General features: G+C 61.7%; 25 protein-coding genes. 18 read left to right on the top strand and 7 right to left on the bottom strand.

The window, feature by feature from the left end:
* Positions 1-31: 31 nt before the first annotated feature.
* The 5 genes from PQQ86_RS28000 to PQQ86_RS27980 all read left to right on the top strand — a co-directional run bounded on the left by PQQ86_RS28000 (position 32) and on the right by PQQ86_RS27980 (position 5,445).
* The gene (locus tag PQQ86_RS28000) at positions 32-1,699 is read left to right on the top strand and encodes an NfeD family protein (RefSeq protein WP_408274336.1); all 1,668 of its coding nucleotides are present in this window, start codon (positions 32-34) and stop codon (positions 1,697-1,699) included.
* Positions 1,696-2,469 carry a slipin family protein gene (locus tag PQQ86_RS27995; protein WP_054036028.1) on the top strand — a complete coding sequence of 258 codons (774 nt, stop codon included), beginning with the start codon at positions 1,696-1,698 and terminating at the stop codon, positions 2,467-2,469. Before PQQ86_RS28000 ends, PQQ86_RS27995 begins: the two co-directional genes overlap by 4 nt.
* Positions 2,470-2,608: 139 nt before the next feature.
* Positions 2,609-2,866 carry a DUF4148 domain-containing protein gene (locus PQQ86_RS27990; RefSeq protein ID WP_408274332.1) on the top strand — a complete coding sequence of 86 codons (258 nt, stop codon included), beginning with the start codon at positions 2,609-2,611 and terminating at the stop codon, positions 2,864-2,866.
* Positions 2,867-3,348: 482 nt separating this feature from the next.
* Positions 3,349-4,650, top strand: coding sequence for an NCS2 family permease (locus PQQ86_RS27985; RefSeq protein ID WP_408274329.1), 1,302 nt, complete (start codon positions 3,349-3,351; stop codon positions 4,648-4,650).
* A 255-nt stretch (positions 4,651-4,905) separates the two neighbouring features.
* Complete coding sequence (locus PQQ86_RS27980; RefSeq protein WP_408274326.1) at positions 4,906-5,445, top strand: cytochrome b; 540 nt, start codon at positions 4,906-4,908, stop codon at positions 5,443-5,445.
* Positions 5,446-5,711: 266 nt separating this feature from the next.
* Here PQQ86_RS27980 and PQQ86_RS27975 read toward each other — a convergent pair whose 3' ends face one another.
* Positions 5,712-6,002 carry a DUF1488 family protein gene (locus PQQ86_RS27975; RefSeq protein WP_408274323.1) on the bottom strand — a complete coding sequence of 97 codons (291 nt, stop codon included), beginning with the start codon at positions 6,000-6,002 and terminating at the stop codon, positions 5,712-5,714.
* A gap of 418 nt (positions 6,003-6,420) precedes the next feature.
* Here PQQ86_RS27975 and PQQ86_RS27970 point away from each other — a divergent pair, with 418 nt between their 5' ends.
* Positions 6,421-8,412 carry a sigma-54-dependent Fis family transcriptional regulator gene (locus PQQ86_RS27970; protein ID WP_408274321.1) on the top strand — a complete coding sequence of 664 codons (1,992 nt, stop codon included), beginning with the start codon at positions 6,421-6,423 and terminating at the stop codon, positions 8,410-8,412.
* Positions 8,413-8,485: 73 nt separating this feature from the next.
* Positions 8,486-8,785 (top strand): 2Fe-2S iron-sulfur cluster-binding protein, encoded by a 300-nt coding sequence (locus PQQ86_RS27965; protein ID WP_408274318.1) that lies wholly within the window; start codon positions 8,486-8,488, stop codon positions 8,783-8,785.
* A 44-nt stretch (positions 8,786-8,829) separates the two neighbouring features.
* Here the strand turns inward: PQQ86_RS27965 and PQQ86_RS27960 are convergent, their stop codons facing one another.
* The gene (locus PQQ86_RS27960; RefSeq protein WP_028194701.1) at positions 8,830-9,024 is read right to left on the bottom strand and encodes a YqaE/Pmp3 family membrane protein; all 195 of its coding nucleotides are present in this window, start codon (positions 9,022-9,024) and stop codon (positions 8,830-8,832) included.
* A gap of 86 nt (positions 9,025-9,110) precedes the next feature.
* Positions 9,111-9,305 (bottom strand): DUF1653 domain-containing protein, encoded by a 195-nt coding sequence (locus tag PQQ86_RS27955; protein ID WP_408274316.1) that lies wholly within the window; start codon positions 9,303-9,305, stop codon positions 9,111-9,113.
* Between the two features lie 244 nt (positions 9,306-9,549).
* Here PQQ86_RS27955 and PQQ86_RS27950 point away from each other — a divergent pair, with 244 nt between their 5' ends.
* Positions 9,550-9,954, top strand: a complete 405-nt coding sequence (locus tag PQQ86_RS27950) for an OsmC family protein (protein ID WP_408274313.1) — start codon at positions 9,550-9,552, stop codon at positions 9,952-9,954.
* 196 nt (positions 9,955-10,150) lie between these two features.
* Entirely contained in the window at positions 10,151-10,945 is a 795-nt protein-coding gene (locus PQQ86_RS27945; protein WP_408274310.1) for an SDR family NAD(P)-dependent oxidoreductase, read from the top strand.
* 139 nt (positions 10,946-11,084) lie between these two features.
* Here the strand turns inward: PQQ86_RS27945 and PQQ86_RS27940 are convergent, their stop codons facing one another.
* Entirely contained in the window at positions 11,085-11,729 is a 645-nt protein-coding gene (locus PQQ86_RS27940; RefSeq protein WP_054036018.1) for a helix-turn-helix transcriptional regulator, read from the bottom strand.
* 349 nt (positions 11,730-12,078) lie between these two features.
* Between PQQ86_RS27940 and PQQ86_RS27935 the strand changes: the two genes are divergently transcribed.
* The 3 genes from PQQ86_RS27935 to infA all read left to right on the top strand — a co-directional run bounded on the left by PQQ86_RS27935 (position 12,079) and on the right by infA (position 13,552).
* Positions 12,079-12,297 (top strand): hypothetical protein, encoded by a 219-nt coding sequence (locus PQQ86_RS27935; protein WP_028194708.1) that lies wholly within the window; start codon positions 12,079-12,081, stop codon positions 12,295-12,297.
* Between the two features lie 567 nt (positions 12,298-12,864).
* Positions 12,865-13,146, top strand: coding sequence for a hypothetical protein (locus tag PQQ86_RS27930; RefSeq protein ID WP_093635985.1), 282 nt, complete (start codon positions 12,865-12,867; stop codon positions 13,144-13,146).
* Between the two features lie 133 nt (positions 13,147-13,279).
* A complete protein-coding gene (gene infA, locus PQQ86_RS27925; protein WP_012427521.1) occupies positions 13,280-13,552 on the top strand; it encodes a translation initiation factor IF-1 in 273 nt (90 codons plus the stop codon).
* A 169-nt stretch (positions 13,553-13,721) separates the two neighbouring features.
* On the opposite strand, the gene PQQ86_RS27920 is transcribed toward infA, so the two are convergent.
* Entirely contained in the window at positions 13,722-14,465 is a 744-nt protein-coding gene (locus PQQ86_RS27920) for a GntR family transcriptional regulator (protein WP_408274306.1), read from the bottom strand.
* Positions 14,466-14,734: 269 nt separating this feature from the next.
* Between PQQ86_RS27920 and PQQ86_RS27915 the strand changes: the two genes are divergently transcribed.
* The 5 genes from PQQ86_RS27915 (at position 14,735) to PQQ86_RS27895 (ending at position 22,280) form a co-directional block, all read left to right on the top strand.
* Positions 14,735-15,973: a cyanate transporter gene (locus tag PQQ86_RS27915; protein ID WP_408274303.1), complete on the top strand. Its 1,239-nt coding sequence runs from the start codon at positions 14,735-14,737 to the stop codon at positions 15,971-15,973.
* A gap of 357 nt (positions 15,974-16,330) precedes the next feature.
* Positions 16,331-18,439: a S8 family serine peptidase gene (locus PQQ86_RS27910; RefSeq protein WP_408274300.1), complete on the top strand. Its 2,109-nt coding sequence runs from the start codon at positions 16,331-16,333 to the stop codon at positions 18,437-18,439.
* Between the two features lie 91 nt (positions 18,440-18,530).
* On the top strand, positions 18,531-20,453 hold the full coding sequence (locus tag PQQ86_RS27905; RefSeq protein WP_408274297.1) for a tetratricopeptide repeat protein: 1,923 nt from the start codon (positions 18,531-18,533) through the stop codon (positions 20,451-20,453).
* Positions 20,454-20,542: 89 nt separating this feature from the next.
* Complete coding sequence (locus PQQ86_RS27900; protein WP_408197318.1) at positions 20,543-21,118, top strand: ANTAR domain-containing response regulator; 576 nt, start codon at positions 20,543-20,545, stop codon at positions 21,116-21,118.
* Between the two features lie 10 nt (positions 21,119-21,128).
* Complete coding sequence (locus PQQ86_RS27895) at positions 21,129-22,280, top strand: CmpA/NrtA family ABC transporter substrate-binding protein (RefSeq protein ID WP_408274293.1); 1,152 nt, start codon at positions 21,129-21,131, stop codon at positions 22,278-22,280.
* Between the two features lie 22 nt (positions 22,281-22,302).
* On the opposite strand, the gene PQQ86_RS27890 is transcribed toward PQQ86_RS27895, so the two are convergent.
* Both PQQ86_RS27890 and PQQ86_RS27885 read right to left on the bottom strand, forming a co-directional pair.
* Positions 22,303-23,721, bottom strand: a complete 1,419-nt coding sequence (locus PQQ86_RS27890) for a sensor histidine kinase (RefSeq protein WP_408274290.1) — start codon at positions 23,719-23,721, stop codon at positions 22,303-22,305.
* Positions 23,718-24,389: a response regulator gene (locus PQQ86_RS27885; protein ID WP_120345163.1), complete on the bottom strand. Its 672-nt coding sequence runs from the start codon at positions 24,387-24,389 to the stop codon at positions 23,718-23,720. The genes PQQ86_RS27890 and PQQ86_RS27885 overlap by 4 nt, the downstream gene beginning before the upstream one ends.
* Positions 24,390-24,528: 139 nt before the next feature.
* Here PQQ86_RS27885 and PQQ86_RS27880 point away from each other — a divergent pair, with 139 nt between their 5' ends.
* Positions 24,529-25,617, top strand: a complete 1,089-nt coding sequence (locus tag PQQ86_RS27880) for an ABC transporter substrate-binding protein (RefSeq protein WP_408274287.1) — start codon at positions 24,529-24,531, stop codon at positions 25,615-25,617.
* Positions 25,618-25,671 lie beyond the last annotated feature (54 nt).

Here is a 25,671-nt window from a genome sequence, read left to right as displayed (position 1 = left end):
ACCCGTCGGCATGGCGCGGCAGCCGTCAGCGATGAGCACGTATCCGCGTCTCCCGTTCCGGCAGTCTGGTCCGCGCTTTGCGCTTATCCGTGGCGGAGTCGTGGGCCGGTTGATGCGCGGCATGACCGCGTTCGGCGTACTTTTGGCATTTGGATTCGCGTTGTGCGAAAACGCGCCGCGGGTCTGGGCCGCCGAGGCCGCCGTCGCGCCGAATAGCGTTATCGTGATCCCGGTGAACGGCGCGATCAGTCCGGCCAGCGCCGACTTCATCGTGCGCAGCCTGCAGCGCGCCGCCGACGACCGCGCGCAACTCGCCGTGCTGCAACTCGATACCCCCGGCGGACTGGATACGTCGATGCGGCAGATCATCAAGGCGATCCTCGGCTCGCCGGTGCCGGTCGCCACCTTTATCGCCCCGAGTGGCGCGCGAGCGGCGAGCGCCGGTACTTATATCGTCTACGCCAGCCATATTGCGGCGATGGCGCCGGGCACCAATCTCGGTGCGGCGACGCCGATTCAGATGGGCATGGGCGGTGCGGAGCCGCCTGCGGGCGGCGGCGGGATGCCCGGTTTGCCCGGCACTGGAGGCGGCACTGGCGCGCCAAAGAACGGGCCCGGAACGCAGGCCTCTGGGGATTCGGCGAACCCAGCGGCGCCAGCGAATTCTGCCAACTCAGCGACCCCGGCGAACGCTGGTAACTCCGCCAGCGCCGCCCTCCCACTCGACACCCAATCCACCGAACTGCGCAAGCAGGTCCACGACGCGGCCGCCTACATCCGCGGCCTCGCGCAAATGCGCGGGCGCAACGCCGATTGGGCCGAGCGCGCCGTACGCGAAGCCGTCAGCCTGTCGGCCAGCGAAGCGCTCGCGCAGCACGTGGTCGATCTGAATGCGCGCGACATTCCCGACCTGCTGCGTCAGGTAGACGGCCGCACGATCGCCACAAGCCACGGCGATGTCAAACTCCGCACCGCCAACGCACCGGTGGTAACGCTAGAAGCCGACTGGCGCAGCCAGTTTCTCGCGGTCATCACCGATCCGAACGTCGCACTGGTTCTTCTGATGATCGGCATGTACGGCCTTTTCTTCGAGTTCGCCAATCCCGGCTTCGTACTGCCGGGCGTGGTCGGCGCGATCAGTCTGCTGATGGGACTCTTTGCGATGCAGATGCTGCCCGTCAATTACGTCGGACTCGGCCTGATCTTTCTCGGCATCGCATTCCTGATCGGCGAGGCGTTTCTGCCGACCTTCGGCTCGCTCGGCTTCGGTGGCGTAGTTGCGTTCGTGATCGGCGCGTTGATGCTGATCGATACCGATGTGCCCGGTTACGGCATTCCGCTGCCCCTGATCGCGGCCGTGACCGTGTTCAGCGTCGCGTTCGTGTTCGGCGTGTCGAGGCTCGCCCTGCGGGCGCGCCGCCGGCCCGTGGTAACGGGCTCGGAAGGACTGATCGGCAGCCTCGGCGTCGTGCTCGACGGCGGCCTGTCGCCCGACGGTAGTCCGCCGCCGGGGGACGCAACAGCAGACGCTGCAGCGGGCGGCACGCTGGCCGGCTGGGCTCAGGTGCATGGTGAACGCTGGCGGGTGTCCAGCACGGCCCCGGTCGCAGCCGGTCATGCGGTGCGCGTCACGGCGCGCCGCGGACTGACGCTGACCGTGGTGCCCGCGGAAGCACAACAACAAGGAGAACGCTCATGATCGGTTTCACATTCGGCTTCAGCAGCATTCTGATTCTGCTGGTGGCCGCACTGATTGCTTCATCGATACGGATTTTTCGCGAGTACGAACGCGGCGTGGTGTTCATGCTCGGACGCTTCTGGAAGGTCAAGGGGCCGGGCCTCGTACTGATCATCCCGATCGTGCAACAGGTGGTGCGCATGGATCTGCGCACTGTCGTGTTCGACGTGCCGCCGCAAGACGTGATTACGCGCGACAACGTGTCGGTGAAGGTCAACGCGGTGGTGTACTTCCGCGTCGTCGATCCGGAAAAGGCCGTGATCCAGGTAGCGCGTTATTTCGAGGCGACCAGCCAGCTATCGCAGACCACACTGCGCGCGGTGCTCGGCAAGCACGAACTCGATGACCTGCTGGCGGCTCGCGAACAACTGAACGCCGACATCCAGAAGGTGCTCGATGCACAAACCGACGCGTGGGGCATCAAGGTGGCAATCGTCGAGATCAAGCATGTGGACATCAACGAAACGATGATCCGCGCGATCGCCCGCCAGGCCGAAGCCGAGCGCGAACGGCGCGCCAAGGTGATTCACGCGGAAGGCGAATTGCAGGCCTCACAGCATCTGCTGGAGGCGGCGCAGACGCTGTCGAAACAACCGCAGGCCATGCAATTGCGCTACCTGCAAACCCTCACGACGATCGCCGCCGACAAGAATTCGACGATCGTTTTCCCACTGCCGATCGATCTGCTGAGCGCGGTGCTCGATCGCTTCAGCAAGCCGTCGGCCTCCTGAACCGGGGGGCGCGCCGCTTCACTTTAGCCCGCTTTGGATCACGGGGTGAAATGGTGCATTGTCTGCAATCGACTTACTCGGAATGCCCATGAAATTTAAAATTTAAGGGTCGTCTTTAACCGCTCCATAGGAGCCAATCATGAAAATCGTCTCTCTCGTTGGACTCGGCACCTTGTTAGCCGCCGTGAGTATGAGCAGCGCGTTTGCGCAGACCTCGCGACCTTACGACCCGTCGGCGCCGCTAACGCGCGCCCAGGTGAAGGCCGATCTGGCCGACTGGCGCGCCGCCGGCTACGATCCGCTCGACTGGATCGACTATCCGGACAACGCGCAGCGCGCGGGCCGCATCGTCGCCGCGCGGCGAGCGAAGCAGATGGGTGGGAGCATGACGCAGTAATCAGTTTCATCCTGGCCTTGAAGCGGCAGGCCGGACTACTTGCGACTGCAAAGGTCCGCAGGCGGCGCCGGCCTTGGATGCCCTGCCCATCCCCGCACGAACGGCCTGCTGCGCCCTTTCGCCGTCCGCGCCTTCTACCTGCGTTTTTACGGCTGGCTTCTGGCCGAATCGTTTCCATTCACGCTGCCCCGCCAGACTCCGCCTGTCCCCGCGCCCCCGCAAGCCCACCGTTTCCCGTCGCAACATCGTAAATTCGCTTGCCGCGCCACCCCGCGCGCTGGCAAGGTATCATCTCGCCCCTTCAGCACAGCCCGCAGTCACACAAACCGGTGCGCCACCGCCAATCATGACTACAATCCGCCCGTAGGCTTCGCCGCCTGGTGTATCGGTGCCGTGTCGGACGGCAGAGTCGCCCGTTTATTCGCGACGCATTGCCCGTATCAACCACAAGAAGCGCTTTTGAAAAACGAGAGACCCGCCTAATGGACTCCATAAAACGATACTTCGGCTTCGAAGCCGCCGGCACCAACCTGCGCACCGAAGTGCTCGCTGGGCTGACCACCTTCCTGACGATGGCCTACATCATCTTCGTCAACCCGGCGATTCTCGGCGACGCCGGCATGCCGAAGGACGCGGTGTTCGTCGCGACCTGCATCGTGGCAGCGTTGGCCTCGCTGATCATGGGCCTCTACGCCAACTACCCGATCGCGCTCGCGCCCGGCATGGGTCTGAATGCGTACTTCGCGTACACCGTCGTGAAAGGTATGGGCTTCACGTGGCAAGCCGCGCTCGGCGCGGTGTTCATCTCCGGCTGTCTGTTCCTGATCGTCACGCTGTTTCGCGTGCGCGAGGCGATCGTCAACGGGATTCCGCATTCCATACGCATTGCCATCACCGGCGGCATTGGCCTCTTTCTCGCGATCATTTCGCTGAAATCGGCCGGTGTGGTGGTCGGCAATCCGGCCACGTTGGTCACGCTCGGCGATCTGCATAACCCGCACGTGATCCTCGCCGTGATCGGTTTCTTCGCGATCGTCACGCTCGACTATCTGCGGGTCCGCGGCGCGATCCTGATCGGCATTGTCGGCGTGACGGTGCTGAGCTTTTTCTTCGGCGGCAATCAGTTTCACGGCATCGTTTCCGCCCCGCCATCGATTGCGCCGACGCTGTTCCAGCTCGACATTCGCGGCGCGCTGTCCGGCGGCGTGCTGAACGTGATCCTGGTGTTCTTCCTCGTCGAACTGTTCGACGCGACCGGCACGCTGATGGGCGTGGCCAATCGCGCCGGGCTGCTGGTCGAAGGCAAGATGTTTCGGCTGAACCGCGCGCTGCTCGCCGACAGCACGGCGATTCTGGCCGGCTCGATGCTGGGCACGTCGTCGACCACGGCGTATATCGAAAGCGCGTCGGGCGTACAGGCCGGTGGCCGCACGGGTGTCACAGCGATCACCGTCGCCGTGCTGTTCCTCGCAGCGCTGTTTTTTGCGCCGCTGGCGGGCGTGGTGCCCGGCTACGCGACAGCGCCGGCCCTCTTGTACGTGTCCTGCCTGATGCTGCGCGAAATGCTCGATCTGCCGTGGGACGACGCCACCGAAGTCGTGCCGGCCGCCCTAACCGCACTGCTGATGCCGTTCACCTACTCGATCGCCAATGGCGTGGCGTTCGGCTTCATCTCGTATGCCGGTCTGAAACTGCTGACCGGGCAGGCACGCAAAGTGAAACTGGTGGTGTGGATCATCGCGGCGATTTTCCTGTTCCGCTATTTCTACCTCGGCAGCGAATAAGCTGCGGCGGCAATTAACGTGAAGGCACGGGAGTGAAAGCGCACGACAACACGTGACACGGCGTGGCATGGCGATACGCGATGCTGCCGCCAGGCGTCGCAGCCTGACCGAAAGCGCTGCGGCATCGTCGCTGCGTCTGGTCACCGTTCGGTCTGGGTCAACAATCATTTTATTGATGGAGCCCGTTCTGGTCGGGCACCCTTTATCATCTGATGATTGATAAAAACCAACGAACCGGTCACGGGAGTTCCCTGCATGTCTTCTTACAGCCACAGCCGCGCCACGGACCGTTATACGTCGCCCGCCATCTTCTTCCACTGGGCGATCTTTCTGCTGATCGCGCTCGCTTATCTGGCAATCGAAATCCGCGGACCGAAAGGCTCCGATAGCCGGATCTTTTGGAGCAGCGTGCATTTCTGGGCCGGTACCCTCGTGCTGGGACTGGCGGTCCTGCGCGTGCTATGGCGTCTGTGGGCCGGCGCGCCTGCGGAAATCGAGGGCAATCGCCTGCTCGTCTTTCTGGCGCGGGCCGCGCATCTCGCCCTCTACGTCTTTATCTTCGCGCAGCCGCTGCTGGGCATGCTGATGATCAACACAGGCGGACATCCGGTCACGCTGGCCTGGGTCAACTTCAGCTTCACGCTGGTCGGCGCGGATCCGCTTGCGCGGCCATTGCTCAAGACAGCGCACGAGTGGCTCGGCAATGCGTTTTACTGGGTGATCGGATTACACGCGCTTGCGGCGATTGCGCATCACGTGGTGTTCAAGGATCGGACGCTGCGGCGGATGGTTTGATCGGCTTCCAGTTTTCGACGCTTGCGGCATTGGCGCATGCGTTCGCAGTATCTGGAACTTACGGCCGCGCGAGCGCAGACCTGGGCGGCGCGAATGGCCGCGGCCAGTTGTAGACCCGTTGAGTTGCGGACGCCGCGCCTGGGTTTGCGTCTCGTGTTTCTCTTGCGCGGCTGGTTCTGCTTTTCTGCTCTGCCCGCTAGTTGGACTTATTTTTGGGCTGACTTCCGCGCTTTTTTTGGGCTGAGACCCGACAGGCGCGGATTCGCTCAGTTCCGCCAGTTCGCTTCATAGAAACGCACGTAGCCGCTCCTCAGCACCAGACATTGCGCCCGCGTTTCCGATAGCAGACGCCGCGTGGCCGCTTCGATCCGGGCCCGGTGTGCGTCGAATGCATCGACCATGTCCTCCAGACGCGGCGACGCGGCGCCGAAGTGATCTTCCAGGGCCTCGGCCGTAATCATGCACTCCACCCTTTGCCCATCAATCATCGCCGGGAACGCCAGGGTAAGTTCGCGACCTGAATATTCAGGAGTTTCGTTCGGGAATAGGATCTGCATGGGAGTTCACCTGAAAGGTTGGGTGCTGCGCATGGGTCGATTGGTACTGCGCACGCTGGTTAAGACTGGTCGCACCTTCAGCGCTTGTCCCCCTTTTCGAATGCCGGTAGCGCGGGTCCGTCACCTCACAGTTGCGAAGGCGCCGTACTTCGCGCCCCGCGGAGGTGATTTGATTCACTGTAGACGAGTTCGGCCACTGCGCAAGTTTTCCTTTTTGTTTGCTTGATTTTGGTGCCTGACGTGGTCTTTTGAGGCGTTTTTTCCTGCCGCACGATCCGGTTTTATCCCTGCTGCGCGGCTTTCGCCTGGGTCCTGTTTCGTCCTGTAATATCGGTGTTCGGCCGCAGACGCGTATGTTGCACTGCGGAACGCAGCGGCGGGCAACGCACCCGCCGGATCCGATAACCGGAGACATGCTTTGGTCCATCGTTCTGCCACGCCGCCCACCATTGGTCGGCCAGATGTCATCGCGCAAGCTCATGCCCGCTCGCTCGAAGTCGGCCTGCGAGTGTCGGAAACGCCGGACTTCCATCCGCTGCGCCGCCCCGCCCTGCGCGAACTCCTGGAACGCAACCAGTCGCTCTATACCCACGCGCTCCCCGTCATGGAGACGCTGCACGCGCAGATCGTCGACACGCAAAGCATGGTGCTGCTCACCGACAATCACGGCGTGATTCTCCACAGTCTCGGCGATAGCGATTTTGTCGAAAAAGCCAATCGCGTCGCGTTGTGTCCGGGCGTGTCATGGGCCGAAGCGGATCGCGGCACGAACGCGATCGGCACCGCCCTGATCGACGGGCAGCCGACCGTTGTGCATGCCGGCGAGCACTTCTTGCACGCGAACCGGATTCTCACCTGTTCGTGCGCGCCTATCGCCGATCCGTTCGGGCGCACCATCGGCGCGCTCGACGTCAGTGGCGACACGCGCGGCTTCCACAAGCACACGCTTGCGCTCGTGCGGATGTCGGCGCAGATGATCGAAAATCATCTGTTTTCCAACCAATTCGTCGACGCCATTCGCATTCACTTCCACGCACGCGCGGAATTTATCGGCACGCTGTATGAAGGACTCGCCGCGTTCGCGCCGGACGGCACATTCCTGTCCGCGAATCGCAGTGCACTGTTTCAATTCGGGCAGCAACTTGGCGAGCTGTTGCGGCAACCGTTCGACGCGCTGTTCGGAATCACCTTTGCCAGAGTGTTGCAACAGGTCTCCCGCGCGCCAGGCGAAAGTATCGAGCTGACGCTGCCAAGTGGCGTGCGCGTGGTCGCACGCGGCGAATTCGCGGCGCCGCGCTATGTTGGTTCGGCGGAGGGCTTTGCTGAGGCGGCGCGTACGGCCACGTCCAGCGGCGCGCGTGCTGCGGCTCAGCCCTGCGAAGCGGCGCCGCTCGCTACACTCGAAACGCTCGATACCGGAGATACAACGGTCTCCGCAATCCTGCGGAGAGTCGCCAAACTGCGCGGACGCGATATTCCCATTCTCGTGCTCGGCAAAACCGGCACCGGCAAGGAATGGCTCGCCCGCGCGATCCATCACGATTCGCCGCGGCGGGCCGCGCCCTTCGTCGCGCTGAATTGCGCATCGTTGCCCGACACGCTGATCGAGGCAGAGTTGTTCGGCTACGAAGACGGCGCGTTCACCGGCGCGAAGAAACGCGGCAGCGTCGGCAAGATCGTCCAGGCCGATGGCGGTACGCTTTTTCTCGACGAAATCGGCGATATGCCGCTCGCCCAGCAAGTGCGCCTGATGCGCGTGTTGCAGGAGCGCACTGTCGTGCCGCTCGGCGGCACGCGGGCGATTCCGGTCGATCTGCGCATCGTCTGCGCAACTCACCGCAACCTGCGCGAGATGATCGAAGCCGGCACCTTCCGCGAAGACCTGTATTACCGGATCAACGGCCTCGTCGTCACCTTGCCGGCGCTGCGTGAGCGCAGCGATCTGGCGGCGCTCGTCGAGCGCATGCTGGCATTCCAGCCGGATGGCGAGCGGTTGCCGCGTCGCGTGTCCGATGAGGTGCTGGAACGGTTTGCGCAATGCCGCTGGCCAGGCAATCTGCGGCAATTGGCTAACGTGCTGCGCACCGCCAGCATCATGGCCGAAGGCGCGCAGCAGATCGAACTCGAGGATTTGCCGGAAGATTTTCTGCAGGATTGCGAGGCTTCGTCGGTCGAAGTCCGCGCCCAGGCGCACGGGGTGCTGTCAGGCAACGGCAATGGCGGCGACGGCCGCGACAAGTCAGCCGAGCCTGCGAATGCGCCACCCGCGCGGATGGAGGAATGGCAAGCCACGTTGATTGCGCAAACGCTCGCCCGGCTCGACGGCAATGTGTCGGCGGCGGCACGCGAGTTGGGGCTTGCGCGAAATACGGTGTATCGGTATTTGCGGCGTGGGAACACGACGCATTGAAATGGCGGCGCCGGAGCCTGGGCGTTTGGTGTGAACGTGTAAAGTGTGGCGCAATCCGTCACCGATTCACACGATGTCCGACTTTACCCGCCCACCTCTCGTTCGCGTCGAGCCGCTCGGCCAAAGCTTCGAAGCGCCGGATTCGCTGACGATCCTCGAAGCCGCCGGCTTCGCGAATCTGCGTCTGCCACGCTCGTGCCGCAACGGCACATGCCGCACCTGCCTATGCAAAATGACGGCGGGACGCGTGCGCTACACGATCGAATGGCCGGGTCTCAGCCGGGAAGAAAAAGCGGAAGGCTACATCCTGCCGTGTGTGGCGATCGCCGAGACGGACTTGGTGATCGAGGCGCCGGACGCGGTCGAAATATAGCGGCGCGAGGACAGTGCCCGGCGCCGCCCGCATCGCATTCGGCCTTACCGACCGTTGCCCATCGCTCGGGCGATTTTCTTGTCGGTGTTGTACTGACTCAGTGCATACACCGACCAGATCGCGGCCGGAATCCAGCCAATCAGTGTGATCTGCAGGATCAGGCAGATGATCCCGGCAAAAGGCCGGCCGATCGTGAAGAACTGAAACCACGGCAGAATGATGGCAAGCAAAAGACGCATTCAGATTTCCTGTTTGTATTGACCTGGCGGCACACGTTGTTCGAGTGCAATCGTGATGACGATAACGATCGCCTGAACGAGGCAGCCTAGTTGATCGGTGCGAAGCGCGACACCTTGGTGCCGTCGACTTCGACCAACTCGAAAAACACCGAAGCCGGACGGGTCCAGATCGTACCATTGCTGGCTTTGTAGACGATCATCGTGACCGTCGGATCGGACTCCAGCGTGGCCTCGCAAACCAGCTCGTAAATACCGCCTTTGTAGTGTCGATAACGCACCATTCAACTACTCCTGTCCCAATCAACGGAATCTTTTATAAGCGGGCCGACGTGTTCCGGAAGAGAGCACGGGGTTTTGTTGCAGCTGTCATTGTAAACCTGTGCTGGACCGCGAAAGATCACTGATGCAGGCTTACGCTGTCGCCAACACTTGCAGAGAAACCTTCGCCCGCGCATTTCAACGCGTGCCCAGGCCCTGGCATGTGCATGCGCTCAATCTTTTGACGTAACACCCATGAGGACAATGATGACTCTCGCGATCGCAACCGCCACCTCGGACGCAGATTCACCCAACTATGTCGTCAAAATCGATGCGGGCACACACAGCCTGCTCGGTGATGAAGGGCCTCGCGAAGGAGGACAGGATAGCGGCCCGGCCCCGTTCGAATTCGTCCTTTCGGGTCTCGCGGCATGCACCGCGGCAACGCTCAGGATGTACATGCAGAAGAAAGCGTGGCCGGGCGGCCGGATCAAGGTCGACACGCAATTGCACGCCGAGCGCGACGGCGGTCAATACATTCGCCGCACCGTTTCCGTCGATGGCCCTCTCGACGATAGCCAGCGGAAGCGCCTTGGCGAAATCTGCGAGAAGACGCCGGTCACCCTGTTTATCAAACGGGGAACGCGAATCGACACGACGATGCAGTGGTGAGGCGGCCACGATCTTTCCAATTTTTTTGAAAATGATTCAAAAGACACCCCTATTATCAAATAGTGCTCCAGCTCGCACAATGCGTCACGTCGTCAGAACAGTCCGGCGTTCAGCATCGAGTCGATGCTTTTCACCGGCGACCTGAGATGACGCACGCAATGCTAATGCAGGCTCACCCCGCAGCAAGGAGCAGAACATGTTTGTCTATCGCAACTCGACCGCCCTGATTACCGGCGCCTCAAAAGGACTCGGCAAGGTCTTTGCGCAGACGCTGGCCGCGCGCGGCATGAACCTTGTGCTGGTCGCCCGCTCGGCTGACACACTGCAGACTCTGGCGGAGGGACTTTCCGCCAGACACTGCGTGCAAGCCGTTGCGCTCAATATCGACTTGAGCCATCCCGATGCCGCCCTCCAGATCGGCGAAGAGCTCGAGCGCAGCGGCATTCAGGTCGATCTGCTCGTCAACAATGCGGGGCTCGGTCTGACCGGCAGTTTCCTCTCGCACGATCCGACGAAAGAGCAGTCACAGATTCAGGTCAACGTTCAGGCGCTCGTCGGCCTCAGTCATCGGTTTGGCAGCGGTATGGCGAAACGCGGCAGGGGCGGCATCATCAACCTCGCGTCCAACGCGAGCTTTCAGCCCCTCCCGCATATGGCCACTTACGCAGCGACCAAGGCTTTCGTCCTGTTCTTCAGCGAGGCGCTGCAATTCGAACTCGTCGGCACGGGCGTTCATGTGATGGCCGCCTGTCCGGGACCCACGGCAACGAGCTTCTTCAACGGTGTGTCGACCAATGTATCGCCGAAAGACATGGACAGCTCGGAGTCCGTCGTTCAGGAAACGCTCAAGGCCTTCGATAAACGAAAAGCGGTTGCGTATCCTGGGCGGACCAGCGTGCGAGCCGCGACCTGGCTGTCACGCCTGCTTCCCAGGGGGCTCGTGGTCCGCGTCGCCGCCATGGCGAGCGGCAAAATGGGACTGCACAGCTGAACGCAGCGATTCCTCCCGCAGTGCGGTCTCAATCTCCCGGGCGCATCGGCTTACTGATCAGCGTGATCATCGGCTCACTGCCGGGTCCGGGTCCGGGTCCGGCGCCGCGCAGCGCCAGCCCACTGTGATCTGAGGAGCGTCAGCCGCCCTCTTTCATCTGCTTCAGAATCTTGTAGACGGTAGCGCGGCCCATCGTCAGCACAGCGGCCACGTAGTTGGCGGAACTACGGCCGCGAAACGCGCCCTGCGCATGCAGCGCCTCGACGATTTCCCGCTTGTGTTCGCGCGTGAGTGCATTGATGCCGATTTGCCGCTCGCGCAGCCACGTGTGCAGGAACGTGTTGATGCGGTCCTGCCAGTCGTCGCGGAACAGCTCCTCCGCGGGCGCGTCCGTCAGATTGCCGCCCTTGATGAACAGATCGAGCGTGGAGCGCACATCTTCGAACACCGCGATGTTGAAGTTGACGCACAGCATGCCGGCCGGCTTGCCCTCGTCGTCGAACAGGATGTTGCTCACGCAGCGCATGCGACGGCCGTCCCAGTTGAGCTTCTCGTACGGCCCGATCGTCCGGCCGCGTGCCGCGTAGTGGACTTCATCGAGCACCGAGGGGCCACCGACTTCGAGCTTCGACAGATTGTTCACGAGATACGCGATGGTCTGATCACGCAGGTCGTGAATCACGACTTCGGCACACGGATAGAACAAGGCCGCGATGCCGTCTGCAATGGGTGCGTAGCGGTCCAGCAGCAGGTCTTTCACAGGAGAGACGGTTGTCTTGCGCATTGAGAAATCGCAGTGTTCCAGGGAGGCGGAGCCGCTCTAGCCTGATTGAGCCAAAAGCGGCGCCGAGGTTATGGCCGGCAGACGAGGCAAGCACAACAATGCCGGGCAGCCGCGCGCTGCAACTCGCCATTGTAACGACCCCAATCGCCCGCGACGACCACGGCGGCACGGCGCCAGCGCAGCGGCTATTTTATTGCGGGGCCGCATCACGCGCGGGGCCTTGATGGGCGCTCCACGGCGTGTTGCCAGCCCGTTCCGGTTGTTGCATCCGCACCCGGGGATTTTTGTTCGCTTGGCGGGCGCTTTTTTTTCGTGCGATAAAAGAACTATCTATTTCACGGAGCAACAGATGGCTACGCTCGAAGCGTTTCGCGCCGTGCTCGATGACGAAGGCACGCCCGAAATCATCCGCAATCACATCATCGATTCGCTGCAATACACGCTGCGCAATCACGGACAGATTTTTACCTCGAAGGAAGTCGAATGGCTCGCTGGCTGGGATGATGCGCGCATCCCGCTCGCCGCTTCACGCGAGCTGCAAAAGCGCGTCGCCGAAACCACCCGCTGAAGCCGGCTCGCCCTCGTCCTCACGGCGCGACCTCACACACGGCGTTCCGCTCATGCCCCGGCGCGCCGTTCGCGGCAGCCCTTTTTCGCCCAAAGCCCCGCCGGCTGGGCGGTTTGCCCGCGCGCGGAACTTTTTGCTATCCAATTAGCCCCATTTAGTGCATCATATTGGAATAGCTGTATTCCGCATTCGTACCATCGGGAATACAGCGCGGGAACACAAGCGGCAGTACCAAGCACAGTATCAATCGGCGTCTCCGCACCACCCCCGACTGTTCGACCGCTGCCTGTCAGCGATCCCGTCACTCCGGCAATGCGCCGCCTGCATTCGCCGTCGCGAGTTGTGCAGCTGAGTGGTTCATTTACGCGCCCGATGTCTGCGCGACATCAGCGTGTTTCTTCTCCATCGAATCCGCGATTTTGCGCGGCCGCGCTCATGCCCTTGCCATCGGGCCTGTGCCAACCTTTTTTCAATGGCGGCGCGCCCCAAGGTGCTGCGCTGCCGGGTCTGTCGTGCCGCGCGTAACACGCGTGACACGGGGGCCACGTAATACAGGACACGTGCTTCATGAATTCAGTTGTCAAGACGTACAAGGGTTACGAAATTCACCCACTCGTCTATCCGCGCCGCCCGGCGGACGGTCAGACGGGTCGCAATCCGGACGCAGGTTACGACGCGTCGGTGCGCATCTGCCGCGTGGGCGCCAATCCGGCAGCCGACGGGCGTGTGTTCCGTCTGCAGTATCTGTTTCCGTTCGACGGCACGGGCAAGGCGCGCATTGCGTGCATGGCCCACGCCGAGCAATTGATCGACGGCCGTGTAGACGGCCAGTCCGTCGCCGATCTTTGAGCGGTACTATCAGCGAATCAGCTGGTGCCGCAACAGCTGGCCTGAAAGCCAACTGTCAACCGTATCAGATGTTGCGCCAGGCGGCTTAGCCGTACGGCCAACACCCACTTATCCCATCGACCAGGAGTTATGCATGGCGAAAGAAGAACTGCTTGAACTTGACGGTATCGTCGACGAAGTACTTCCGGACAGTCGTTACCGCGTGACGCTCGACAACGGCGTCGTGGTTGGCGCTTACGCGTCCGGGCGCATGCGCAAGAATCACATCCGTATTCTCGCGGGCGACCGCGTGACGCTGGAACTGTCGGTTTACGATCTGACCAAAGGCCGGATCAATTTCCGTCACAAAGACGAGCGCGCCACCGGTGGCGGCGGCGCACGCAATACGCAATTCCGTCGCCGTTAAGGCTGGCGGCACGCTGACCGTTTCCTGAGTTGTTTCATGACCGGTCCGGGCGTGGTCAATTGTTGCTATCTGGTTGTTCGCGAAGCCTTTCGCGCGCCTTCTCCGGCTTGATTCGTTGACTCGAGTCTGAGCGGCGCGCTGCGGCGTCGCACGCGTTACCTCTCCCTTCTTACATTCCGAACACCGCACCGAGATCTGCTCCTGCGGCGCTTTTGCGCACCTGCGCGACCACCCGCTCCTCCAGTTCCGACAGATGCTCCCGCATCGCCGCCAGGGCCGCATGCAGGTCTCCCGCATCGAGCGCTTCAATGATCTGCATATGCTCGTCCGCGGAGCAGGCCGAACCCTTCGACGGGTCGAACAACGCCTTGTACAACTCGGTCTTCGCGACGAGCTGCCCGACGAGGCCAAGCAATTCCGTCCCGCCCGCCAGTTCCGTCAACAACACATGAAACTGGCCCGCGAGCCGCACGGATTCCTCGACCGCGCCAGCGTGTGAAGCCTTCTCTTCGCCACGCACATGGGCGCGAAGGCGGCGCTTGTGAGCCGCGCTCAAGCTCCCGCACAAAGCTGCAACGATGCCCGCCTCGACAATCTGCCGGGCGCGATACACCTGACGAATGTCTTCCTCCGATGGCGACGGCACGAACGCGCCGCGATTCGCCTCGAGCACCAGCTTGCCCTCGAACCCCAGCCGCGCGAGCACCTTGCGCAATGCGCCGCGAGTGCAGCCAAACGCCGCAGCAAGATCGCGCTCGACCAGTTGCGCGCCCGGCCGTAGACGGCCTTGCAGTAATGCCGCGGTGATCAACGCATAAATGCGCTCTTCGACGCTGATCGAATCGTCTTCGGGCGCGCTGCGGATTGGTGTGCCGGTGTTGGCGGACGGCGTACGCGAGGAACGGGAGAGCATGGGTTCAGTTATGGAGAACGGAGCGATATCGCCCGGCATTGTAGCGACGAGGGGTGGCAGGCGCCATCCGCGGGCGCTCGGACTTATACCGGGCATCAGGAAAATGGTTAACCATCACATGATATTATGGTTGACCAAAATAGTCGCGCACGGTCGTTTCCACCCTGCTCGAGCCTCGTCACCCGCCTTGCCGCCGCTGGTCGCGCAGCGCCCCGCAGCGTGTTTTTCCCGCTCGCAAGGTGTCGCCCACTCCCGCATTCAGGTCCATTGTGAACTCGCACTCCAGCGCCAGCCCGACCCCCGCCCATGCCAACGACGCATCCCACGCGCTTACGTGGCGAGACGCGCTATGGCTGGGCGCGATTGTCGCGATCGGTATCAATCTGCGGCCCCTGCTGACGTCGATCAGCCCGTTGATGACGACGATCCGCGACGCAACCGGGTTGAGCTTTTACGGCGCGTCGTTGCTGACCAGCCTGCCGGTCGTCGCAATGGGCATCGGCGCATTCGGCGCAGGCGCGCTAACCCGGTCGATCGGTGAAACGCGCGGCGTTGCGCTCGGCTTGCTGGCGATCGCGCTTGCCTGCGGCGCACGCTGGTCGACCGCCGGCGGCGCTGCGCTCCTTGCTACGGCAGCGCTCGCCGGCGTCGGTGTCGCGGCGATTCAGGCGCTGCTGCCCGCCGTCCTGAAGCAGCGTTTCCCTGCACGCGTACCGCTGGCGATGGGGGTTTTCTCGGCATCGATCATGGGCGGCGGCGGCCTCGGGGCGCGTTTGAGTCCGTGGGTAAGCGCGGCGATGGGGTCGTGGCAGGCGGGACTCGCGGTATGGGCGATTCCCGCTCTCGTGGCGTTGCTGTGCTGGCTGGCTTTGAACCGCGGACCTTCACACGGCCCTGCGGCACAGCCCGCTCCGGCAGACGGGATCGCTTTTTCGCTTTGGCGCAAGCGGCGTGCGTGGACGCTTGGCTTGTACTTCGGGATCGTCAACGGCGGCTATACGACGCTAGTCGCGTGGTTGCCGGCGTTCTATCAACAGCATGGCGCGAGTGTCACGGAGAGCGGTTCGCTCCTTGCCGGCATGACGGTGTTTCAGGCCGCTGCGGCCTTATTGCTGCCTCTTGCTGCCGCACCGTTCCGGGATCGGCGCCCCTGGTTGATCCTCGGATTGTCGGCGCAACTGGTCGGCCTGCTTGGCTTGATCTTCTGGCCCGATGCCGCACCGCTGGTGTGGGTCGGCATTGCCGGCGCCGGGCTGGGTGGCACTTTCTCGCTGACGCTCGTTACCGCTATGGATCATTCGGCACACCACTGCGTGGCCGGAAAGCTTGTCGCGTTTACGCAAGGTGTCGGCTTTGTTGTAGCGGCCATTACGCCCATTTTTGCCGGCATGGTCCGGGGCTGGACCGGCGGGTTCGGCGCCGCCTGGGTCATGCTGGCCGTTAGCGTTGCCGCCATGATCGTAGTGAGTGTCTTCTTTTCGCCCCGCAGTTACGCGAAATGGAACTGATGCGTTGGCATGCTGCGTGGACGCTCGTCGATGACCTTACACGGCAGGTAAATTATCTGACCGAAAAATAGAAAGTCCTGATTGCTTATATCAATCAGGCTATTTATTCTCCTCCTTGAGCTATTTATAGCGTCCAAACATAAGAACCTGACCGGCTGACCTACAGCCGCAGAAGGTCACGTACCACGCAGCCGTCACCAACGGTCATTAGTTAGGAATCTTAACTCGGCATAAAAGGCAACCTGTGTCGGCTGGCCAAATGACGGTCTATGGCTTTGGCACCACTGATGACCGCAGTACGACTACTTCATAAAAACAGGGGCAATCATTTCTGTACGTCGTACCGGGAATAAAACCGTGAATCAAAAGACAGATGAGAGCCTGCGGAACGGCTCTCGTAGAACAACGGACTACATTAGCGCGCAGCGGTCCAAAGCAGGCGCGCGCCATACGTTGGCAAGCGCTGGCTGTATTTTTTCGCTTTCGCTGGCACTCGCGGCATGTGGTGCGAGCAACGCGAGCGACGCGACTTCCGAGGCTAAAGAGCCAGTCGCGGCGGCGGCAGACGCGGCCAACTCAAGCACCGTTTCACTGCAAACGGCGCTAAAGATGAATACGACCAGCCTGTCACCAGATGTGTCCAGCGACCGCTTCATCATCAAGTACAAAACCGGCACCGCCGAGCGCGGAGCAGCATCGACGGTGCAATCAAAACTTAACCGGCTCGCCAATGCTTTCCCGTCGAAGGCGCACCACATGCGCCGCATGGGCATCGGCGCTGACGTGGTGACAACGGAGCGCAAGCTGACGGCGAAGGAGGCCAAAGCATTCATGCGCGCCATTGCTTCGGACCCTAACGTCGAATATGTCGAACCGGATACGGAAATGTCGACAACCATGGTTCCGAACGATCCTGAGTATTTCAGACAGTGGAGTTTGGCCTCGAACCTGAAGCCCGCAACCCCCTACCCGGGAATACGGGCCGAGGGCGCGTGGGATATTGCTAACGGCTCGGGGTCCGTGATCGCGGTGGTGGACAACGGCGTAACGAGTCATAGCGACCTGGATGCCAATATCCTGCCTGGGTACGATTTCACCGCTTTTAACCGGGGCGGCAACGGCAGCAATCCAGGAATCACAACAGAGACGTGCGCGGTCCAGTGGCACGGCACGCATGTCGCGGGCATCATGGCCGCGCCGGCCAACAACGGTCTGGGTATAGCCGGCATTGCTTCTGCTGCAAAGGTCGTCCCGGTCCGGGTGCTGAACGGGTGCGGCAAAGGCTATACGTCCGATATCGCCGACGGCATCGTATGGGCCGCTGGCGGGAATGTTCCGGGCGCCCCCGCCAACGCCCACCCGGCCAGGATCATCAATGTGAGCCTCGGCGGTAGCGGATTCTGCGAAACGACATTTCAGAACGCGATCGACTATGCAGTCAGTCAGGGTGCCGTGGTCGCCACAGCAGCGGGCAATGACCAGGTCAGTGCAACGAATTTTGAGCCCGCTAATTGCCGCAACGTCATCAATGTTGGCGGTAGCAATCGCTATGGCGCGAGGTGGATCGGTTCAAACTTCGGCGCCGTGGTCGATATCGCTGCGCCAGCCGACTCGATCTGGTCCACTTACAACAGCGGAACAACTGTGCCCGGGGCCGAAGCGTATGCCTTCATGAACGGCACGTCGATGGCGACACCGATGGTAAGCGCTGTGATTGCTCTCGCCCAGTCAGTCGCGCCCACACCCTTGAGCGCAGCGGAAATGCGAACCCTGCTCTCGCAGAATGCACAGCCCTTTCCCACCGGTCAGCCAGATCGCGCGCTCGGGCAGGGCATTCTGGATGCGAACGCAGCCGTCGTTGCAGCCAGGTCCGGGAAGATTCCAGCCGCGGCGGATTTCAAATGCTCCCAGAGTACGGCGGTGATGCAGGTGTCATGTACCGACCTCTCGACTGCGAGGGGTGTGCCCATCAAGTCATGGTCCTGGAACTTCGGTGCCGGCGCGCCTGATTTCACGCGTACGCAATCAGTCAATCCGACCGTGAACTATGACTATCCCGGCATTTACGAAATCACACTGACGGTGACGGATAACACCGGCGCTGTTAGCCGGCTGACGCGCCCTTTCCGGGTCATACCACCGGCCATTACGGATATCAGCCCCAATGCTCCGGCGACGTTTTCGGCTAACCCGGGCGATATGAGGTATTTCGCATTGGACGTTCCAGCGGGCGTAAAGAGCCTCACTTTTAGCCTGTCGCCCGGCGCCAACGGCGAAACCGGAACGCTATATCTCAGGGCCGGCACGCCTTCCGTGCTCCATCCTGACTGCGGGAACGCCTGGACCAAAGGTGCGAATGCGATCTGCACCCTCTCCAACCCGGCGTCCGGGATTTACTACGGGATAGTTAGCATTCCCAACTCAACCGTCAGGGATGCGTCCATTCTGGCAACTTATACGCAATAGGCATCTGTCAACGGAATGACACCCCGCCCCTGCTGCGGATCACAGGGGCGACTTCCCGCGCACGATAAGCTTGCCCCAGGACCTCCTGTCGATGTTCAGAATCCCCCCTTGCAATAACGATGACTCAGGCGTCGACGCGCTCGTAGCGCGTGCAGACGCGCATTTTTCCGCGCGGCGGATGACAGAGGCGATCGTCGCTTACCGGCAAGTGCTTAGCGTGCGTCCACGTGACGCTCATGCGCTGCACCACATGGGACTCGCCTGCGTTCATACAAACGACATGGAGCGGGCTCGCGGTTGCCTGGAGCAGGCACTGCAAGCCGCCCCTGACCGGGCTGAACTATGGGAGCACGCGGGCCTGCTTGCGGCGTTGGCAGGCAAGCACGAATCGGCTGAAGCGTTCTATCGTCGCGCAATCAGCCTGGCGGGCAGCACGGCCAGTCTCCACAGAAACCTCGGCGACTGCCTGCGGCAATCCGGCGACCTCACGGAGGCAATGACTCACTACGAGAAGTCGATCGAAATCGAACCGGGGCTGCATCACGCGATTCGTGCTCTGGCTCGCATCCATGCGCAACTGGGGCAGTTCGATAGCGCGGCACACTACTGGCGCCGCGCATGGACACTCGAACCGGCCAGCCTGAACGATGGACTCGGCCTGATCGCCGTACTCGCAAAATCCGGCCGTACGCACCAGCTTGCCAATGCGATCACGCAGATAAGAACCCGTTTTTCCGGCGAGGCCAATGTTCTAAAAGCGTTGGCCTTCGTACTGAACACAAGCGATCGCTTCAACGACGCACTCAGTGTCGCGCGACAAGGTCTCGCCATCGATCCGCACCATCCACTCCTGCATCACAACGCGGCACGCGCACTCAGCATTTGCGGAAAAATCGCCGAAAGTCGGCCGCACAGTATGGAGGCAGCACGGCTTCTGCCGGATAACCCCCACATGCAATTCCATCTTGCGGGCGTGCTGCTTGGGCTGGGTGAATTCGAAGAAGGCTGGAAGCGGTACAGATGGTTCTACGATCTGCCGGACAGGCAAAAGGAACAGGTCCGGCCCATCTTCCGCGAATGGAACGGGGAACCCGTTGCGGGTTGCCGGTTCCTGCTCGTGGGTGAACAGGGGCTCGGCGATGAAATACAGTTCATCAGATTTGCCGAATGGCTGCATCGCCAGGAGGCAACCGTTGATGTGCTGGTAAGCGAGCCAATAGCGGACCTCGCGGCCAGCATGATGGGCGTGCATGCCGTATTCACCACGATGCCACCCGGACCTTACGACTACTGGTGCAACATGCTAAGGATACCGGAGCATATGAAACTCGATATATCGATGCTCCCCGTCGCCATGCCGTATCTGAGGGTGCCCCCCGACAAACTGCACCAATGGCGAGCTCGTATCGACGCTATTTCACCGGGCAGAAGACATGCCAATAACAGACGCGTGGGCGTCGTTTGGGCCGGCAGCCCAAACCACGTTCTTGACCGTTACCGGTCGATCCGGCTCGATACGCTAAAGCCTCTTTTGGGACTCGCTGGGGTGACGTGGTATTCAGTGCAAAAAGGCGACCACGAGCGTGAAAGCGAAAGCCTGGCGCATGAATACGACTTGCACACGCTGGGCCCCGCAATCGACGATTTCACGGACACGCTGGCGATATTGCAGACGCTCGATCTTCTGATTACCGTCGACACGTCCGTCGCGCATCTTGCCGGTGCGGCCGGGCTCCCCGTTTGGGTACTGGTGCCCGCCTACTCCGAATGGCGATGGTTGACCGGCCGAACCGATAGTCCATGGTATCCATCAATGCGTCTGTTCCGACAGAGGGAACTGGGCGAATGGGCTCCCGTCGTCAATGAAATGCAGGCCGCGTTGCAAGTGTGGCGTGACACCCGCAACCCGCCTTTGCGCGCATTGAGACAATGTTCATACCTCATGCGCCGCTTCGGTGCATGCCTTGCGCATGCCCCGTACGGGTGCAACTGCTGTTGTCTACGTCGTTTGTAAGCCCATGATTGCGCTGCCTTCAGCGTAATCATTCCGCACTGGCATACACGTTGCTTTATCAGTAGCCAGCCGTCGATAAACCACACTCCATGCTGCGTGTTCTCCTCGTAACCGATACCGACAAGCCGATAGGCGATCTGCGCGATGCCCTCGCGCGACTCGGCTACGAGATGCTGGCCGGCACGGCGACGCCTCAAGCGCTGCATCGCGTGGTTCAGAGCGAGCGGCCCGACGTCATCATCATCGATACGGAATCGCCGTCGCGCGACACGCTCGAACAACTCGCGGTGATGAACGCCACCGCGCCACGTCCGGTGCTAATGTTCAGTCACGACGCGAACCAGCAATTGATCCGCGACGCGGTCGGCGCCGGGGTCACGGCCTACCTCGTCGAAGGGCTCGCCACGGAACGACTGGCGCCGATCCTCGAAGTCGCCCTCGCACGATTCGCACAGGAATCAGAGTTACGCGAACGCCTGGCGCAAGTCGAAAACGAACTCGCCGAACGCAAGCTGATCGATCGCGCCAAACGCCTACTGATGGATCAACAGAAGATCACGGAACACGCCGCCTACGCCAACCTGCGCAAGCGCGCAATGAACCAGGGCGTCAAACTCGCCGAAGTCGCACGCGCCGTCGTCGCGGCGGCCGACTCGCTCAAATGAAGCGCCGCACATGAACTCTCCCAGCTCCCCCTGCCCATCGTCCGCGCCTGCGCCGCTCGAGAAAACCCACTTGAGGCTCGGTTTCGTCGCACTAGCCGATGTCGCGCCGCTCGTCGCCGCAAAGCTGCTCGAATTCGGCCACGCCCATGGCTTGACGCTGGAATTGTGCCGGCAGCCATCATGGGCTGCCGTGCGCGACAAATTGCTGTCGGGCGATCTCGATGCGGCACATGTGCTCTACGGTCTCGTCTACGGCGTGCAACTCGGCCTCGGCGGCCCGCAAACGGATATGGCTGTGCTGATGGTGCTGAATCGCAACGGCCAGGCGATTACGCTCTCGAATCGTCTCGCCGATGCTTTGGCCGAACACGGCACCTTGCCCAAGGCCTTGGCGACGCTCGGACGCAAGCCGGTGTTCGCACAGACCTTCCCCACCGGCACGCACGCAATGTGGCTGTACTACTGGCTCGCGTCGCAAGGCGTGCATCCATTGCGCGATATCGAGAGCGTGGCGATTCCGCCGCCGCAAATGGTCGCCGCGCTCGCGGAAGAAAGGCTCGATGGCTTCTGTGTCGGCGAGCCGTGGAATGCAATGGCAGAAGCGGAAGGCGTCGGCAGAACGGTCGCTTACACGAGCGAAGTGTGGCCCGACCATCCCGAGAAAGTGCTGGCGTGCCGGCGCGATTTTGTCAGCGCGAATCCGAATACCGCGCGAGCGCTGGTGCAGACAATGCTCGAAGCGTGCCGCTGGCTCGACGGCGCGGGGCATCGCGAGGAGATTGCACGCTGGCTCGCGCGGCCCGAATTTATCGGTATCGATGAAGCGTTGATTGCGGCGCGGCTCGGCAACGAGATCGCGGCCTCAGCGCCGCGGGGCCTGCCCATGCGGTTCTTCGACAACGGCGCGGTGAATTATCCGCGAGCAACCGACGGTGCGTGGTTCCTCACGCAGTTCGAACGTTGGGGCATGATCGACCCACGCGCGGATTATGCGGAAATCGCGGCGCACATCAATCAGACGCAGTTGTATCGTGAGGCGGCAGCACGCGTCGGCATAGCGGTGCCGGGCGATGAGCGCTCGCAAGTGCTAATCGACGGTAAGGTATGGGGTAACGACATGGAATCCAGGGCTTACGCGCGGAGCTTCACTATCCACGCATAGCGATGCCGATGCGGCGCGACCGTCACGCGGACTTTAGCGTTGGAAACAACACACTAACCACCAGCCCACCGCCAGGCGCATCGCTCAACGCAATCACCGCGCCATGCACACGCGCGATTTCCCGCACGATCGACAAACCCAGCCCGCTGCCCTCGACCGCCTGGGTCGCTTCGCTGCGATAGAAACGCTCGAACACCGCATCGCGTTCACCGATGGAAATCCCAGGCCCGTTATCGATCACCTGCAGCAACGGTTGCTCACCTTCGCATGCAACGCGTACGGTAATCACCGCCCCATCGCCCGAATAACGAATCGCGTTGTCGATCAGATTGCCGACCAGCTCCGCCAGCAGATCGGTCTGCCCCATCACGTCGATATGCGCGTCCTGTTCAAAGCCGAGATCGATACCACGCGAGCGCGCCACCGGCGACCAGTCGAGCGTCACGCTGCGCGCCACTTTGTGCAGCGGCACGGCGGCATGCTTGACCATATAACCGCTGTCCGCATCGAGCCGCGAGAGCGACAGCAATTGCTGCACGATACGCACCGCCTGCTGCACCGCGCGATTCAGCCGCCGCAAATGCACGCCTGGCCGACCATTACCGTTCGAGGCCTCATCACCACTATCGATATCACGCAACGCCAGCTCCGACTCCGCCTGAATGATCGCAAGCGGCGTCTTCAACTGATGCGCGGCGTCGTTAAAGAATCGCCGGCGCGACAACTGCATCAACTGCGTGCGGCCAATGTACTGATTAATCGAATCGACCAGCGGCGCGACTTCACTCGGCAGGCCCACCGTATCGAGCGGCGTAGGATCGTCCTCAGCACGCGCAGCGACTTTCGCCGACAGGCGGTTCAGCGGCCGCAAGCCGCGCGCCACCCCCAGCCACACGATGCCGAGCGCAAGCACCACCAGCAGGAATTCCTGTTGCAGTGAGCCGATCAGAATCTCGCGCGCCAAGGCCTGGCGCTGCTCGATCGTTTCGCCGACCCGCACCAGCACCACACGCGTCTGCGCTGACGGCACATCGTGGACCGGCAATCTCAGCATCGCGATGCGCAACGGCCGTCCGCGAAACACGTCATCATAAAACTGCACGCTGTAGGGCTCGGCAAGCGCCTTCGTGCCTGACGGCAGATCCGGGTAACCGGTCACCACCCGGCCGCCCTCCTCACGGATCTGATAGTAGATATTGCCGCCGCCGTTTGATTCGAACATCTCCAGCGCGAGATACGGCAGATCGACTTCGATCTGGCCATCGCGCAAACGGATGCCGTCGCGTATCGAACGCAGCGAAAACTCCAAGGTGCGATCGAAGGCCGCGTGCGCGGCGTTCATTGCGCGTTGATACGTGAGCCATGCATCGAAGGCGAGCAGCAGAAGCAGCGGCAGCAACAACCAGAGCGCGACGCGAACGCGCAGATTCGGCCGCGTCATGCGTCTTTCGCTTCCAGCAGATAGCCAAGTCCGCGCAGCGTCACGATGCCGACCGAACTGCGTTCGAGCTTCTTGCGCAAGCGATGCACGTAGATTTCGATGGCATCGGCATTCACCGATTCATCGAGCCCAAAGATTTTCTCCGAGAGCGTGTCCTTGTTGATCGCACGGCCGTTGCGCAGGATCAGCACCTCGAGCACCGAACGTTCGCGCGGGGTCAATGCGAGCGGCTCGCCATCGAGCGTGAAGCCGCGATCGACGCTGTCGTAAAGCAGCGTGCCGCATTGCGCATGCAGCGGCTCCTGGCCATGACTGCGGCGCAGCAGCGCCCGTGCACGCGCTTCGAGTTCGGTGAGCGCAAAGGGCTTGGCGAGGTAATCGTCGGCGCCAAGATCGAGGCCGCGCACGCGCTCTTCCACCGAACCATGCGCGGTCAGCATCAACACCGGCACCGCGTTACGCCGCGCGCGCAGACGACGCAGCACTTCGAGGCCGTCGAGCTTCGGCAAACCGATATCGAGAATCACCAGCGCGTAGTCCTGCGTACGCAAAACATGGTCGGCGGACTCACCGTCGTGCATGCAGTCGACCGTGAGTTTCGCGCTGGTCAACGCATCGGTTAGCGAGCGGGAAAGGATCGGATTGTCTTCGACGAGCAGCACACGCATAAACAGAATCCCAGGGAAATCCATGAGGCGAATTCGACCATTGTGACGCATTTTCCTCGAAAACTGAAAGCATTCAGAAAGCACGCGTCTCTTACCATTCGCCTACACAAAACAAACACAATGTTTTCTGGAGGAAGACGTGCAAATCTCTTTGAAGTATCTCGCCGTAGCCGTTGCATTCGCCGCAAACTCAGCATGGGCGGCCTTTCCGGCCGGTTATCCCAGCGACTACCAGACCACCGTCGACGGAGCAAAGAAGGAAGGCAAGCTGATCGTGTATTCGGTCACGGACACGGCCCTCGTGCGTCCGCTCATCAAGGATTTTGAAAGCTTGTACGGCATCAAGGTCGAATACAACGACATGAACAGCACCGAGCTGTACAACCGCTACATCAGCGAAAACGCGGCCAGCAGCACCAGCGCCGACGTGCTGTGGAGCTCGGCGATGGACCTGCAGGTCAAGCTCGTCAACGACGGCCTGATGGCCAGCTACGAATCGCCCGAAGCGAAGCAGTTGCCGCAATGGGCGCAGTACCAGAAGCAGGCGTACGGCACCACGTACGAGCCGCTTGCGATCGTCTACAACAAGCGCCTTCTGCCGCCAGGCGAAGTGCCGCAAACCCGCGCCGATCTGATCAAGCTGCTCCAAAGCAAGCCGGATCAATTCAAGGGCAAGGTCACGACTTACGACATCGAAAAATCCGGCGTCGGCTTCAACTATCTGACGCAAGACGCGCGCGTCAATCCGCAAGTCACGTGGAACCTCGTGAAAGCAATGGGCGCAACCGGCCCGAAACTGCAATCGAGTACCGGCGCGATGATGGAGCGAATTTCTTCGGGTGAAAACCTGATCGGCTACAACATCCTCGGTTCGTACGCGCTTACCAAAGCGAAGAAAGATCCGTCGATCGGCTACGTCTATCCGAAGGACTACACGCTGGTGGTGAGCCGCCTTGTGACGATTTCGAAGAAGGCGCAAAGCCCGAACGCCGCGAAGCTGTGGGTCGATTACCTGCTGTCGCAACGCGGTCAGACCTTGCTCGCGAACCAGGCGAGCCTGTTCTCGATTCGCGCGGACGTCGATGGCGAAACGTCGATGGCGGGCCTCACGAAACAACTCGGCGACTCGCTCAAGCCGATCCCGATCGGCTCCGGCCTGCTGGTCTATCTCGACCAGTCCAAGCGGCTTGAATTCCTCAAGCAATGGCAACAGTCGATCAAGCGCTAAGCCTCGGCTGACCCGACGGCGTCCACGCTGAAACGCGCGGACGCCACGCCTTCC

The organism is Paraburkholderia sediminicola (assembly GCF_046026675.1).
GTDB lineage: Bacteria > Pseudomonadota > Gammaproteobacteria > Burkholderiales > Burkholderiaceae > Paraburkholderia > Paraburkholderia sediminicola_F.
The sequence above is the reverse complement of the archived record's forward strand: the minus strand, read 5'-3'. Positions and strand labels throughout refer to the sequence as shown.

Excerpts from the sequence above, each read along its gene's own strand:
- PQQ86_RS28000 (WP_408274336.1), top strand. The coding sequence starts at position 32 with ATGAGCACGTATCCGCGTCTCCCGTTCCGGCAGTCTGGTCCGCGCTTT.
- PQQ86_RS27995 (WP_054036028.1), top strand. The coding sequence starts at position 1,696 with ATGATCGGTTTCACATTCGGCTTCAGCAGCATTCTGATTCTGCTGGTG.
- PQQ86_RS27990 (WP_408274332.1), top strand. The coding sequence starts at position 2,609 with ATGAAAATCGTCTCTCTCGTTGGACTCGGCACCTTGTTAGCCGCCGTG.
- PQQ86_RS27985 (WP_408274329.1), top strand. The coding sequence starts at position 3,349 with ATGGACTCCATAAAACGATACTTCGGCTTCGAAGCCGCCGGCACCAAC.
- PQQ86_RS27980 (WP_408274326.1), top strand. The coding sequence starts at position 4,906 with ATGTCTTCTTACAGCCACAGCCGCGCCACGGACCGTTATACGTCGCCC.
- PQQ86_RS27975 (WP_408274323.1), bottom strand. The coding sequence starts at position 6,002 with ATGCAGATCCTATTCCCGAACGAAACTCCTGAATATTCAGGTCGCGAA.
- PQQ86_RS27965 (WP_408274318.1), top strand. The coding sequence starts at position 8,486 with ATGTCCGACTTTACCCGCCCACCTCTCGTTCGCGTCGAGCCGCTCGGC.
- PQQ86_RS27960 (WP_028194701.1), bottom strand. The coding sequence starts at position 9,024 with ATGCGTCTTTTGCTTGCCATCATTCTGCCGTGGTTTCAGTTCTTCACG.
- PQQ86_RS27955 (WP_408274316.1), bottom strand. The coding sequence starts at position 9,305 with ATGGTGCGTTATCGACACTACAAAGGCGGTATTTACGAGCTGGTTTGC.
- PQQ86_RS27950 (WP_408274313.1), top strand. The coding sequence starts at position 9,550 with ATGACTCTCGCGATCGCAACCGCCACCTCGGACGCAGATTCACCCAAC.
- PQQ86_RS27945 (WP_408274310.1), top strand. The coding sequence starts at position 10,151 with ATGTTTGTCTATCGCAACTCGACCGCCCTGATTACCGGCGCCTCAAAA.
- PQQ86_RS27940 (WP_054036018.1), bottom strand. The coding sequence starts at position 11,729 with ATGCGCAAGACAACCGTCTCTCCTGTGAAAGACCTGCTGCTGGACCGC.
- PQQ86_RS27935 (WP_028194708.1), top strand. The coding sequence starts at position 12,079 with ATGGCTACGCTCGAAGCGTTTCGCGCCGTGCTCGATGACGAAGGCACG.
- PQQ86_RS27930 (WP_093635985.1), top strand. The coding sequence starts at position 12,865 with ATGAATTCAGTTGTCAAGACGTACAAGGGTTACGAAATTCACCCACTC.
- infA (WP_012427521.1), top strand. The coding sequence starts at position 13,280 with ATGGCGAAAGAAGAACTGCTTGAACTTGACGGTATCGTCGACGAAGTA.
- PQQ86_RS27920 (WP_408274306.1), bottom strand. The coding sequence starts at position 14,465 with ATGCTCTCCCGTTCCTCGCGTACGCCGTCCGCCAACACCGGCACACCA.
- PQQ86_RS27905 (WP_408274297.1), top strand. The coding sequence starts at position 18,531 with ATGTTCAGAATCCCCCCTTGCAATAACGATGACTCAGGCGTCGACGCG.
- PQQ86_RS27900 (WP_408197318.1), top strand. The coding sequence starts at position 20,543 with ATGCTGCGTGTTCTCCTCGTAACCGATACCGACAAGCCGATAGGCGAT.
- PQQ86_RS27895 (WP_408274293.1), top strand. The coding sequence starts at position 21,129 with ATGAACTCTCCCAGCTCCCCCTGCCCATCGTCCGCGCCTGCGCCGCTC.
- PQQ86_RS27890 (WP_408274290.1), bottom strand. The coding sequence starts at position 23,721 with ATGACGCGGCCGAATCTGCGCGTTCGCGTCGCGCTCTGGTTGTTGCTG.
- PQQ86_RS27885 (WP_120345163.1), bottom strand. The coding sequence starts at position 24,389 with ATGCGTGTGCTGCTCGTCGAAGACAATCCGATCCTTTCCCGCTCGCTA.